Annotated in this window: 9 protein-coding genes and 1 pseudogene; 5 read left to right on the plus strand and 5 right to left on the minus strand. The window is 43.4% G+C overall.

From position 1 onward, the window contains the following. A pseudogene (locus ACEW80_RS05925) lies at nucleotides 1-130 on the plus strand (RNA-guided endonuclease TnpB family protein); the annotation flags it as partial. Nucleotides 131-160: 30 nt separating this feature from the next. Here ACEW80_RS05925 and ACEW80_RS05930 read toward each other — a convergent pair. The 4 genes from ACEW80_RS05930 to ACEW80_RS05945 form a co-directional block, all read right to left on the minus strand. Then, nucleotides 161-856: an SAM-dependent methyltransferase gene (locus tag ACEW80_RS05930; protein WP_373525706.1), complete on the minus strand. Its 696-nt coding sequence runs from the start codon at nucleotides 854-856 to the stop codon at nucleotides 161-163. Between the two features lie 201 nt (nucleotides 857-1,057). Then, entirely contained in the window at nucleotides 1,058-2,170 is a 1,113-nt protein-coding gene (locus tag ACEW80_RS05935; RefSeq protein ID WP_373525734.1) for an iron-containing redox enzyme family protein, read from the minus strand. A gap of 202 nt (nucleotides 2,171-2,372) precedes the next feature. Next, nucleotides 2,373-4,220, minus strand: a complete 1,848-nt coding sequence (locus tag ACEW80_RS05940) for a peptidoglycan D,D-transpeptidase FtsI family protein (protein WP_373525735.1) — start codon at nucleotides 4,218-4,220, stop codon at nucleotides 2,373-2,375. A 166-nt stretch (nucleotides 4,221-4,386) separates the two neighbouring features. After that, entirely contained in the window at nucleotides 4,387-5,010 is a 624-nt protein-coding gene (locus ACEW80_RS05945; RefSeq protein WP_373525707.1) for a hypothetical protein, read from the minus strand. A gap of 507 nt (nucleotides 5,011-5,517) precedes the next feature. Between ACEW80_RS05945 and ACEW80_RS05950 the strand changes: the two genes are divergently transcribed. The 3 genes from ACEW80_RS05950 (at nucleotide 5,518) to glgB (ending at nucleotide 9,019) form a co-directional block, all read left to right on the plus strand. Further along, nucleotides 5,518-5,688, plus strand: coding sequence for a hypothetical protein (locus ACEW80_RS05950; RefSeq protein WP_373525708.1), 171 nt, complete (start codon nucleotides 5,518-5,520; stop codon nucleotides 5,686-5,688). A gap of 455 nt (nucleotides 5,689-6,143) precedes the next feature. Next, nucleotides 6,144-6,476, plus strand: coding sequence for a hypothetical protein (locus ACEW80_RS05955; protein WP_373525736.1), 333 nt, complete (start codon nucleotides 6,144-6,146; stop codon nucleotides 6,474-6,476). A gap of 251 nt (nucleotides 6,477-6,727) precedes the next feature. Next, the gene (gene glgB, locus ACEW80_RS05960; protein ID WP_373525709.1) at nucleotides 6,728-9,019 is read left to right on the plus strand and encodes a 1,4-alpha-glucan branching enzyme; all 2,292 of its coding nucleotides are present in this window, start codon (nucleotides 6,728-6,730) and stop codon (nucleotides 9,017-9,019) included. A 226-nt stretch (nucleotides 9,020-9,245) separates the two neighbouring features. Here glgB and sbcC read toward each other — a convergent pair whose 3' ends face one another. After that, the gene (gene sbcC / locus ACEW80_RS05965) at nucleotides 9,246-12,272 is read right to left on the minus strand and encodes an exonuclease subunit SbcC (protein ID WP_373525710.1); all 3,027 of its coding nucleotides are present in this window, start codon (nucleotides 12,270-12,272) and stop codon (nucleotides 9,246-9,248) included. A gap of 289 nt (nucleotides 12,273-12,561) precedes the next feature. Here sbcC and ACEW80_RS05970 point away from each other — a divergent pair, with 289 nt between their 5' ends. Beyond that, a complete protein-coding gene (locus ACEW80_RS05970) occupies nucleotides 12,562-12,696 on the plus strand; it encodes a hypothetical protein (protein ID WP_373525711.1) in 135 nt (44 codons plus the stop codon). Nucleotides 12,697-13,070: the final 374 nt, after the last annotated feature.

Raw genomic sequence — 13,070 nt, forward strand, 5'->3', positions numbered from 1 at the left:
CCGCGATCATAATGCAGCAATTAACGTGAAGAATAGAGCGGCAGGGCATTCCGTTCTTAAAGCCAAGAGCCTCCTAAGCAATAGCCGGATTGTCTTGGAAGCCTACACTGTATGCGTTGCATCAGTGTAGGAGTATGTCACTAGCTGTTGTTCTGGATTTTCACAAACTAGTCATTACCTGAGCTAATTCATTAGACAAGTCAGTTACAGACTCCTGGCATTTTTTAAATAAAACACCAGCTAGAAAATAATAATTACCAGAATAAAACGCCATTTTGTGTTTTTGAAGATTTTCTATGTGTTTCTTTACCTTGGGTTCAGAGCTATAGTAGCCGAATTGCAAAGGTAAAACCATGAATTTGTCAACACAATAATCATTTTCTTTGGCTAAATTAAGTGTACTTGTTGGATTAGAATAGCTTGATAGTAAAACCAACACATTTTCATAACCTAACGACAAAAGCTCATTGGTAACTGTGGCTCCATCTACACCTCCAAATAAGAGTGGCATACAAATATCGTTATCTGGCGCAGGGAGATACGGCGGATTGGCTATAAGATACTCTGCATCGGTTTGAGAATAATTAAACAAAGATGAATTATGAATTACATATTTGTTAGTGAGATTGTATTCATCAATGTTTGAATTTGCAACTTTCCATGCAGAAGTGTTTAATTCAAATCCCTGGATCACACTATCAAACTTGTTTCTCAGTAATGAGTTAATAACGGGGCTGCCATCCCCTGAACCAAACTCAACAACAGATTCGGAATTTTTACAATCTCTGAGAACAAAGTTTTCTAGGCAGTTTGAGTAGAAATTAGATTCTTCAGGGCAAAAAAATATGTCTTTCATTTGACTATAGCTCAAAGGCAATGTATTATTAACTCGGAAAAAAAATCGTTTATTGCCTTAATATAAGGCAACAGATAAATGTTTCTTTAGTAAGAAATTTATAGCTCAAGAAATCGGTTGCAGACGAATTAGCAATAAAATGCCTTAGAGATACCAAATCAAAATGTTAAACAGTAACTTGCTAATTTTTGGGATTTATAATCAGACTAAAGCAGCTTGTTCTGCTTCGCGTATTGATCGCATTACAGCCGTCGCCGCGCGATCGCCCATTAGTTTCTCCTGATCATACCCAAGTACCAATTCCCATGCCTGATCGGGATACTGTTCTGCCAAAGGCAAAGCGACATCATCTACCATCCAACGTCCGTGGCGTTCATCTTCCTTAATGTGCAGTTCCCAATAACCCATCGCCGCCTCTGAGAGGTCCAGCCGTTGTGCCGCCGCTAAATAATTGCTGTAAGCCGCAGGCCCAGCCACCTCAAAATATGTCAGCGCCCCATTGTAACGCAGGAAATAACGCTTGCGCTCAGTCGTTAGAAAGTTATGATTACCACAAGCCAGCACTTCCCAAGGTACTAAATCGAAGTATCCTTCTGGTTTAGTGTTCATTCCAAATTCAGCCAGCATCTGGGCAAAAAATGTCGAGTGCTTGCGAGATAAACGACCGTTGCCATATTCTTCTAGTAGTACGCGCACTAGCGTACACTGCACTTCATTAGCCGTACCACCCAAAATCCGGGAGAGACGACTACCTTCGACTAAGCCATCAAAGGAAGCGATCGCTAGCAGGTGGCAATAGCCTGCTTCCGTCATTTCCTCACGGATGTAGCGGCTATCCTTCGACAAGGGCGGCTCTAAATCAGCAGATGCACGCTCAATTAGCGCTTGTTTGACATCTAGTTTTTGCAGTGCGGCCACATCTATTTGGGCAAGTTCCCACTTTTGCCAAGCATCTTCAATTTGGTCACGGCATGAGTACAAGTAAAGTGATCGCTCATTGGTATAATGCCGCAAATCGTCGTACCAAAACAGCTTTAGCCGATTAATTCGGTAAAGTATCCTCTGAAGAAAACGGTGAGCCTGTTCATCGGAGCGATCGTTTCTATAAGCCGCGCTAATTGCCAATGAAAGCGTCTGTTCAAACTCACTAGCTCTTGCCGGTTCTACATCGAGTTTATTGTCCAAATCCTCCGTTGCCAGAAGTTTTACAAATTCCTCTTCAGCACGCTCGTACTTGGTAAGCGTTCTTTTTTCTGTTTGTGTACTCATTTTCCCAGCTTCAGCGCTAGGAAACATAACTAAATTACTTTGCATGGAATATTCGGTAGCTTTGCAAAAGTGAGAAATGAGTTTCACCTCTAATAATAGTTTTTCACAGGAGTTGATTTCTGTACCTCTTTCCCTGGTTATAAAGAAAAGATTAAATCTAGAAGAACGCTGGGCATTGGGCATTGGGAATAAGTCTTTGATACTCACTGACGAGTCTTTTAACTCCACTTCTCCTGCCCCCTGCCCCCTACGGCGCTTCCGAATGTTGCTCAGTTGCCTTACTTGGCGGAATCTCCTCAAGAGGAATCAGCGCTTCGATTACCGATTTCACAATTGGCGCGGCGACAGTAGAACCATAGGCACTTTCTCCTTTTGGCTCATCCACCAGCGCGAACACTACATAGCGAGGAGATTCCACTGGCAAAATAGCTACAAAGCTGGTCATTCTAGCACCCTTAATGTAGCCACCATTCGGACTTGCTTTTTGAGCAGTACCAGTTTTGCCAGCAATCCGATATCCCGGAATTTGTGCCGCCTTCCCGCTGCCTTCAGTAACAACAGTTTCCATCATTTCCACAACCTTTTGGGCTGTGGCGGCTGAGAAAATTTGGCGGGGGATGGTGCGAGTGGGTGAATCATGCATCTGCCCTTTGGTATCAATCAGCCCCCGAACGACATGGGGTGTAACCAACTTACCGCCATTGGCTAAAGCACCGTGCATTTGCACTAGCTGTAACGGTGTCATCGAAAAGCCTTGGCCAAAGGAAGTAGTAGCTGCTTCAATTGGCGAAGCGATAAATTCTTCTTGACTTTTGAGCCGCCCACCAACTTCAAAAGGTAAATCTGTATCAACTTTTTGTCCTAGTCCCAAGCGTTCTAGCCAGTTGTAGTAGATTGAAGGCTTTAAGCGTTGGATAATTTGCACCATGCCAATGTTGCTAGAATATTGCAAAATCTGAGCAATGTTAATTCGCCCATTACCATTTTTCATCGCATTTTGGATGGTGTAGTTAGCGACTTGAATAGAACCGGAGTCATTAAATACATCATCTGGTTTGATGACGCCATTTTCCAGAGCGATCGCCACATTCAAAGGTTTGAAAGTTGATCCCGGTTCATAAAGATCCGCCACGGTCCAGTTTTTGAACAGCGAAATATTAGCCTTAGAATATTCATTAGGATTATAAGTAGGCTGAGAAACCAGGGCGAGTAGAGAACCATCCAATGCATCCATGACAATTACCGCCCCACGTTTAGCGTCAAACTTCTCCATTTGTTGTTTGAGCGCAACGCGGGCAATTCGTTGCAGACGGCTATCAATAGTGAGTTGCAGTCGCAAATCATCAAAATGCAAAAAACCTTCGGGCGCATAATCCGGCCTCAAGTCTCCGTTACCCGAACGACTGAGCCGCACAGTTTGCACAGGACGTTCTAGCAACTTCTCTTGAGAGTATTCCACACCTGCTTGACCACGACGGTCAAGATTCACGTAGCCTACCACGTCAGCAACTAAATCGTCTGGCGGGTAAAATCGGGAGTATTTTTGAATCCACTCCAAGCCATTTAAGCGTAAAGAGATGACGCGATCAATCATTTCTTCCGGCAAGGCTGGGGCGAGTATAATCCCACTTTTTTTACGTTGAAAAGTTTTCACTAATTCAGTAGTATCTTTCGCCAATATTGACGAAAGACGCTCTGCCATCTCCTCATTAGACTTATCAAATAGCTTGGGATGAGCGTACAAAGTATACACAGGACGGTCAATCGCCAATAAATTAGTATTGCGATCGACCACCGGGCGACGGGGCATAAAAGGGCGCAAATTTACCATTTGCTGGTTTCGCGCCTTCTGGGTTAACTTTAGTCCCCTGACAATTTGCAGATTATACAAGTTGACAGCCAACCCCAACCCTGCTGCCATTAGTAAGCCCCATACGATGAATAGTCGAGACTTATGGTTCGATTTGTTCGATATTTGGTCTGGGATATTAGAGTCTAGTGTTCCTAACAACCCTTGTTTAGAACCCTTCTGTCGCCTTGCAAACGCTGGATTCCGAAACTTTCTGAATTTTGTTTTGCTTGGTGACTTCTGCATTCGGTTCGTCCTTTGTTCTTTGTCATTTGTCATTTGCCACAAGTCTGAGTCCTAATGACCAATGACTATTGACCCTTGACCTGATATTAATTCTCTAAAATCACGCTACAGATAAAAGCCTGAAAGCTCAGATGAAATTTAACCTTCCAAAATTACGAATTGTTACTTAGTATCCTCCCAACGGCCACGATGTTTGCTGTTGCATTTCAGAATTTGGCGTTGTGTTAGAAGAGGCTGGCTTAAGACTATGAGGTGCTGGAGGCAAGAAAATCATCCCTTGAGGAGTTGGCGATACTAGCCCTGTCGTTGGTTGTTCTGCTTCTTCAGCCATTTTATTTGTCAGCGTCGCGTTGGTTGTCGTTAGTAGTCGCTCATGACGTTGGAGCTTTTGTAGTCTGCTATATGACTGACTCCAAAGCTGTTGGGAATATACCGTCCAGCCATAAGCTGCAAGTGTCGCTACTACTAACAAGAATGCCAAAACTGACGAATAACGATGAAAAGTGTACAAGCGCAGCAACCACAAAGGTGTCACTCCAGAATTAGACACTGTGGGAAGGCGAAGAAAACCTCCCCCCGGACTCTTCTGAGTCCGACTCGACTGCTCACTGAAATTTTTCGAGGAATGTTGTTTTTGAGAGGATGTTGGTGTGGTTTGGGCAGAGGGTGTAGAACCACTCCGCGCTGCTGACTTCCGACGGGCAGAGTTTCGCGTCCCTAAAGAAAGGATGGAATCTCGCCGGAACCAATTACCCCTCGGAGAAACAGCCGATTTACGAGCAACTACCATAAGTTTTTTTAGATGGGAAATACTGTAGTTTAGATTGATTGTCCTGATTGTCTGTTTTTGTTTAGGTTAAAATTCCTTTCTGTGTAACAAGCACACATAACAGACTACACCCTTTTAACTGTTCTGATAGGTAGCTGTACCGATGTTTGCATCCCCTAGATATTGCAATGTTTGCAATCAGCGATTAGAAACTGTCCAGTTTGCCCTTTGGGTATCGCACCTAAAGTATGGCAACGCTGGCAGCAAGGTGCAATACTCTGTAAAAAAAATAAAATTTTTTGCTATGGTAGCTCGGTTTGCCAGAAAATTTTGATATTTTCCGTTTTGCTTCTAGTGAAAAGAAACTAATCAGATGGCTATATGATATCTAATCCGAAAAAGAATACTCCAAAGGATTGTTTTTTTTAGTATGTAATCTTAGAACATTTAAAAAAAGCAATAAATACGGTATCGTATTCAACAGGCGGAAAATTGTTCTAGCCACAATTAATTGGTGAAAGAGGAGTTATGAAAACAAAAATCTTTGGTTTGGCTCTAATGTTAAGTCTGGCTGCAATTCTCGGAGCCTGTGAAGGTGGTGGTGGTACTGGTACTACTACTCCAGCTGCTACAGGTGAACCAACTGATGCACCTCCTGTTGGCTCTACCCCTGTGCCTACTACACCAGCTACTCCTTAATCAGGCATCTTCAGCTTTAGTTTAATTTATGGTGTATGAGAGCTTAAAGTTTGCTAAAACATCAGCTAAGTAGGGTAGCAAGTAGAGGACACTGGTGATAAAAATTCAATTCGCAACCAAGTGTCTATCGGAAATTCTCGCCAAACCGAACCTTGTTCCAAGTTAAAGCGAGTTGAGTTCTCTAAATCTTAAGCCATCTTTTGAACCAAGTATTTCCCTCATTTGGTATTTACAATGGCTTAGACTATTGAGTTTTGAGAGGGCAAAACTAATTTATTACGATCGCTGGCAATTGCTCTTGAGCATTTCCTGTAGTCTATTCCGTATCAGGGAAGACCTAGTAATGTTTATTGATATTGCCAGATTTTTATTGGGAAAATTTGTAACTTTGCGAATGGGGCATGGGGCATGGAAAAAACAGATTTTTATTCTGCGTTGTGAACGTAGCTCAGGAGATGGGGAGAGTTGAAGCGATTAAGGCAATAAAATTACTGGGCTTAATTGCGACTAGTGCGACGTTGATTGTCTTAAGTAGCTATTGGAGATCTGCGGTAATAGCGTTACCGCTACCAGAGGATATACCAGAAGAGATATTACGGACACAGATTATCATAGAAGCGCGATCGCCTATTGATGGCAAATTTCTCACAGCTGCCGAATACGCCCAATTAGAAGCGCAGCTACAAGAAGCTCCGCCACGAAAACTAGACCCAAAAATTCGAGAACAGATTTTTTTGCTTCGTATACGTAAAACCTTACTTCAGTTTTTCCCATTTTTAAATCTTTGATAAATTACTCAAAGAGCAAAAGTCAAAAGCTTTCCCCAATGCCCTTCAGGAGTGCTGAGTGCTGAGTGGAGAATCTCATTTCTTTACTCAGCACTCGGAACTCTTAACTCGGAACTGTTTTGTCCCATTCCCAATGCCCAATTCTGATGTACGATAACGGTAGCGGCAAAATTGCAAATAAATGTAAAGAATATGTATAAATATTAAAAAAGTAGATTCAGTCAATCACGTTATTTCACTTAGGTAGCTTCATGTCCATGACCACGATTGCCCCTGAACAGGTTGACCGTATCGTTTGGAATCAGCATAACGATCCCTTTGAAATACTAGGTTCTCATCCCATAGAACAAGATGGCAAAACTGTCTGGGCTGTGCGAGCCTACCTACCAAATGCAAGTGCCGCATGGGTAGTTATTCCTGAACAACGGAAGGAATACCCAATGCAAACAGTGCATAATCCTCACTTTTTTGAATGCACGATTGAAACCGCAGAACTGGCAAACTACCAGTTACGGATTAAAGAAGGGGAACATGAGCGTGTCATCTATGACCCTTATGCTTTCCGCTCTCCCGGCTTAACAGACTTTGACTTGCATTTGTTTGCTGAAGGCAACCATCATCGCATCTATGAAAAACTGGGAGCGCACCCCACGGAAATAGACGGTATTAAAGGCGTTTATTTTGCAGTTTGGGCACCCAACGCCCGTAATGTTTCATTGTTGGGAGATTTCAACCTCTGGGATGGACGTAAAAACCAGATGCGTAAAGGACGCACGGGCGTTTGGGAATTGTTTATTCCTGAAATAGGTGTGGGAGAGCATTACAAATATGAAATCAAAAATTTTGAAGGACATATTTACGAAAAGTCCGATCCCTATGGTTTCCAGCAAGAACCGCGCCCAAAAACGGCATCCATTGTTACTGATTTAAATACTTATAGTTGGAGTGATGAAGACTGGATGGCAAAACGGCGTCGCACTGACCCCCTTGCTCAACCAGTCTCAGTCTACGAAGTGCATTTAGGCTCTTGGTTACACGCTTCCAGTGCCGAACCAGCTAAACTCCCCAATGGTGAAACTGAACCCGTAGTTATCGTTTCCGAACTGAAGCCGGGCGCACGCTTCCTTACCTACCGGGAACTAGCAGATCAACTTATTCCATACGTCAAAGAATTAGGATACACCCATTTAGAATTGCTACCGATCGCAGAGCATCCCTTTGATGGTTCTTGGGGTTATCAAGTAACTGGCTATTATGCCCCTACCTCCCGTTTTGGCAGCCCCGAAGATTTCATGTATTTTGTTGACAAATGTCACGAAAATAATATCGGGGTAATTGTAGATTGGGTTCCCGGTCACTTTCCTAAAGATGGACATGGTTTAGCTTTCTTTGATGGTAGCCACTTGTACGAACACTCTGACCCCCGCAAAGGCGAACATAAAGAATGGGGTACTTTAGTGTTCAACTACAGTCGTCATGAAGTCAGTAATTTTTTAGCAGCAAATGCCCTCTTCTGGTTTGACAAGTACCACATTGACGGGATTCGTGTCGATGCTGTGGCCTCGATGATCTATAACGATTATTGCCGCAAGCCAGGAGAATGGCTGCCCAATAAGTACGGCGGTAGAGAAAACCTCGAAGCAGCAGATTTTGTGCGTCAGGTAAATCACATCATATTTAGCTATTTCCCCGGTATTCTCTCAATTGCTGAAGAATCTACTTCTTGGCCAATGGTGTCTTGGCCGACCTACACAGGCGGACTGGGCTTTAACTTGAAATGGGATATGGGGTGGATGCACGATATGCTGGATTATTTCAGCATGGACCCTTGGTTCCGTCAATTCCACCAAAACAATATCACCTTTAGTATGTGGTACAACCACAGTGAGAACTTTATGCTGGCTCTGTCTCACGATGAAGTGGTGCATGGCAAGAAGAATATTATCGGTAAAATGCCGGGGGATACATGGCAGAAGTTAGCGAATGTGCGTTGTTTATTTAGCTATATGTTTGCTCACCCAGGTAAGAAAACCATGTTTATGAGCATGGAGTTTGGACAGTGGAGTGAGTGGAATGCTTGGGCAGATTTGGAGTGGCATTTATTGCAGCATGAAGGCCACCAACAGTTAAAAACGTTTTTCCACGATTTGAACCATCTCTACCGTTCTGAACCAGTTTTGTATACCCAGGATTTTGCCCAAGAGGGGTTTGAGTGGATTGATTGTAGCGACAACCGTCATAGTGTAGTTTCCTTTATCCGCCGTGACAAGGATTCTGATGATTTTGCGATCGTGGTTTGTAATTTCACACCGCAACCCCATTCTCACTACCGCATCGGTTTACCGGAAAAGGGATTTTATACTGAGTTGTTCAATAGTGATGCACGTAAGTATGGCGGCAGCAATATGGGGAACTTAGGCGGTAAGTGGACAGATAATTGGTCATTGCATAGTCGTCCCTATTCCCTGGATTTGTGTCTACCACCTTTGGGAGTGTTGATTCTCAAGTTGGATAAGCAGAAAACAGCAGAGGTAATGGGATAACAAACTCAGTGCTGAGTAAAGAGTGCTGAGTGCTGAGTGCTGAGTGCTGAGTAAGAAGGAAAGTATTAAGTACTTTCGCACTCGGTAAAAGCCCCGCCCCTAGTGGGCGGACTTTCTTTCAATTTAGCACTCAACACGGGCTAAACGCCCCGCGATCGCTAACGAAACTCAGCACTCTTCATTGGCGTGTTAATGACCTAGATATGTGGGGAATTACGCGAATTGTTTAAATTGACAAACTCAACTGTGAACCTTCCTGAGTTTTATTCACTTCAATCCTGGCTTGGAAAGCTTCTTTGAGGTGGGGCATATGGGTGACAGTGAGGATGCAGGCAAAATCGGAAGCGATCGCATTAATCGCGGCAATCAAGCGATCGCATCCTTCAGCATCCTGTGTACCAAAACCTTCATCTACAATTAACAATTGCAACGCCGCCCCCGCCCGTTGCGCTAATAATTTCGCCAAGGCTAAACGGATGGCAAAGTTAATTCTAAAGGCTTCTCCACCAGAATAAGTTTCATAAGATCGCGTTCCTCTAGAATCGGCGATTAAAATATCCAAGGTGTCGATCAACTTGGCATTTTTCTTAGTTGATTTCGCACCGCGCCCAGCTTTTTGAGTAATAAATTGGACATGAAACTGATTACCACTCAGCCGCGAAAGTAGCTGATTTGTTTCGGCTTCCAGTTGCGGCAACACATTCTCAATCATCAGTGCTTGGATGCCATTTTTACCAAAAGCTTGCGCTAATTCCTGATAAACCCGATATTCTTGCTTACAAGATTGGAGTTGCTGCTGCTGTTGTTCATACTGAATTTGCAGCGTTTCCAGTTGATGCGCCAGCTGTTCTAAACGCCCTAACTTGGCAATTTGCTCATCAAGTTGCCGTCTGCGGATGACAATCTGCTGCTCTAAAGCTTGAATTTGGGCAGATGGGTTAGATGTTGCTTGGAGTTGCTGAATAATGCTTTCGATTTGTCCGCCAAGTTTTTGCCGCTCCGTTAATCTGGCACTTCTAGATTCCTCTAACTCTTGTAATCTCGTCTGGAGTTGGGGATATTGCTGCTGGGCTGATAGTAGTTGTTGATACCGCAAATGCCAAGATTGAGCTTTTTTTACAGCCATCCGTAGATTGTTGTGCTGCTCGGAACTGTAGCCAATTTCGGCAATGTGACGCTCAAGAGCCGCAATTTGTTTAGCACATTCCGAATCAGTCTGATCCTGTTGGATTCTGGTTTGTAATTGGGCAATTTGGGACTGAAGTTCTGGTTTTCGGGCTAATAGTTGCGTTTGTCGCTTAGTTGCATCTTTAATCTGCCCCTGTTTAATTTCTGCCCATCGCCACCGCTCAACTTCGCTCCGAGCCAGGGCGTGGTCTTGTTCATTATAATTAACTTGTTGCAGATATTGATTTAGCTGCTGGAGTTCGGCTTGTTTATCGGGAGCGTAATCACCAGTTTGGAGCGATCGCTCTAAATGCTGTTTTTCGGCGGCAATTTGTTGTAACTGTTGTTGGACATCAGTTGTAGCTTCTAACTGTGCTGCCAACTGTCCCCGTTGTTCGCGTAAACCATCGTAACCCGCCAACTGTTGGGAAATTTCCCGATATTCCTGCCTAAGTACCTGAATCTCTCTGTCTGACACAGCCATTTGTTCTCTGACTACCCAAAACTGCCCTTGAGTATCCTCTAACTCAGCCTGGGTTTTTTCTACCACGCGGTTCCAGTGATGTTCGTCTAAAGGATGTTCACATAATGGACAACGTGCTTCAGGATTTTGGAGCATTTGCAATTTTTGCTCTAATTCTCCCAGCAGTTTTTCATAGTCTCGTTGGTGAGCTTGCAGACGTTCAATAAAGTGACGCCTTTCTTGCCCTTTTTCCTGGACTCGTTGCAGATAAACCCGCTTTTTTTCCAGTTCATCAATCTGGATTCCCACATCCATCACCGCTTGTTGCAATTGCGGTTGGCGTCGCTGCTGGCGTTGCAATTGATTCTCAGTACTTTGGAGTTGTTCGAGTCGCGCTACTAAACCAGCATGAGTGCGATCAAGTTGGCTTTGTAAAGTTGCTCGTTGTTGCAACAAGGGAGAAACTTGCATTTGCAGTTGATCTAGGCGAGCAACATGGTGACGCGCTGCGCCCAATTGTGACAAAGCTGCTTCCACTTCACCTGATTTAGTCAGAGTTTGCTGAATGTCGCGCTCTTGTTGCTGCAAAGCTTCGATTTGGGCTTGAGCTTGTTGCAGTTGCCGTTCGATTTCGTGAATTTGTCTGGTAAGTTGTTGTTGCTTTTGTTGGCGAGTCTGCCCGGCGCGGGTATATTCTTCAAATTTGACAGCAAAGGCTTCTTCTTGAGATTGTAGACTTTGATATTGAGCGTATCCAGCTTTAATCTCAACTTCTTGGTGTAATATTTTTTCTAAATCTGATCGCTGAGAGCCAATAGCTAATTGTTCTTGTTGGAGGCGATCGCAATCTTGAGTAAGATTTTGATATTGCTGTTTCACAAAGCCGAGTTGTTCTTCCCAATTTTGGCGCTGGTGCTGGACAACTTGCAAACTTTGTAATTGAATATTATCAAAAGCTTGCACCTGTTGCAGTTGGTTGAGTTCGGCTTCTAACTCGATTCTTTGCGTTTTGGTTGTCTCGCGTTGTTGCAGCTGAATTTTTATCGACTCCAAAGAACGCTCTAGCTCTATTGTCTGTGCTTTGAACTGACGAGAAGATTCCTTTGCCCGTTCTTCCAAATCATCATACTGATTGAGTTTCAACAACTCCGCTAAAATTTCTTTGCGTTCTGCGGGGCGCTTGAGCATGAATTCATCCGCACGACCTTGACGTAAGTAGGCAGAATTAATAAAAGTATCGTAATCAAGCTTGATGTGTTCTAAAATCAAATCCTGTGTCGCTCTTACCCCTTTGCCAGTGAGTGAGCGAAAACCAGACGGTATTTCTATTTGAAATTCCAGGACGCTCGTAGCTGCCCGAATTCGAGTGCGAATCACCCGATATTTTTGCTGGTTACTTTGGAAAGTAAAATCAACCCGAACTTCTTTCGCGCCAGAATAGATCACATCATCTTCAGCAGTAGCGCGGCTTTCACCCCAAATTGCCCAAGTGATTGCTTCCAGAAGGGAAGATTTACCCGCACCATTGGAACCACAAATACAAGCCGTATGCAAACCACGAAAATCTAAAGTTGCATCACGGTAACTAAGAAAGTTTTTGAGGATAAGTTGTACTGGGATCATTCAGGCTACAGTGCCACATCTACTTTTAATAATTAACAGTACAGATGCACTGTTTGTTAGTTTAGCTATGTAAATATCAGGTTTCTAGTCTTGAAGACATCAAATTTACAAAAATTAACAATAGAATGAGTAAATTTTTCTTGTTGTATGAAGAATTTTTATCGAAATTCAGGAAGAAGCAACCAAAGAAGTTCTAGGAGAAAGAAAAGTTGCAAACCAAGAGTCAACAGTAGCAGCTGTTGGCGGTGTCGTTTTAGGTAACGTAATCGGAGGTAATTTTGGCGGTTTTGTGGGTTCAGTTCTTGGCAATCAAGGCGCTCAACGACAAGTAGAATCAGAGAAACGCATTAATGAGATTTTCGAGAAAAAGAAAAAAGAGTTAGAGCAACGTTTAGCAGAACAAGAACGACAGATGAGCCTTTGATACTCGTTGACGAGTCTTTGATATCATGTGCAGTTGAATACTTGTCATTGCGATCGCGGTAGCATCTCGTAGAGAAGCAATTTTAACATTCTTGCGATCGCCTCGCTACCTTCGCAAGTTCAAGTGCTGACTTGACTTTAATATATTCTGGGGCTACCCGAAGCGATATCTACGACGGGCTACGCCTACGCGCCATCATTTGGATGAACCTTTGAGCTTCGTGAATGAACCTCAGAACTTTGTTGACCAGTCTAGGACTTACGCACTGTATAAATTCATCGTGATGTGCGTTAACGAAAATAGGTTGTTTCAGGCTTTTTTTAATTATCTTTTGATCGTAAATAGGCCATGCTGTAGGGGTTTAGCATGCTAAA

The organism is Nostoc sp. (genome assembly GCF_041747015.1).
GTDB lineage: Bacteria > Cyanobacteriota > Cyanobacteriia > Cyanobacteriales > Nostocaceae > Nostoc.

Bases quoted from the DNA above. Each gene is read 5' to 3' on its own strand.
- ACEW80_RS05930 (WP_373525706.1), bottom strand. From the start codon at position 856: ATGAAAGACATATTTTTTTGCCCTGAAGAATCTAATTTCTACTCAAAC.
- ACEW80_RS05935 (WP_373525734.1), bottom strand. From the start codon at position 2,170: ATGCAAAGTAATTTAGTTATGTTTCCTAGCGCTGAAGCTGGGAAAATG.
- ACEW80_RS05940 (WP_373525735.1), bottom strand. From the start codon at position 4,220: ATGCAGAAGTCACCAAGCAAAACAAAATTCAGAAAGTTTCGGAATCCA.
- ACEW80_RS05945 (WP_373525707.1), bottom strand. From the start codon at position 5,010: ATGGTAGTTGCTCGTAAATCGGCTGTTTCTCCGAGGGGTAATTGGTTC.
- ACEW80_RS05950 (WP_373525708.1), top strand. From the start codon at position 5,518: ATGAAAACAAAAATCTTTGGTTTGGCTCTAATGTTAAGTCTGGCTGCA.
- ACEW80_RS05955 (WP_373525736.1), top strand. From the start codon at position 6,144: ATGGGGAGAGTTGAAGCGATTAAGGCAATAAAATTACTGGGCTTAATT.
- glgB (WP_373525709.1), top strand. From the start codon at position 6,728: ATGTCCATGACCACGATTGCCCCTGAACAGGTTGACCGTATCGTTTGG.
- sbcC (WP_373525710.1), bottom strand. From the start codon at position 12,272: ATGATCCCAGTACAACTTATCCTCAAAAACTTTCTTAGTTACCGTGAT.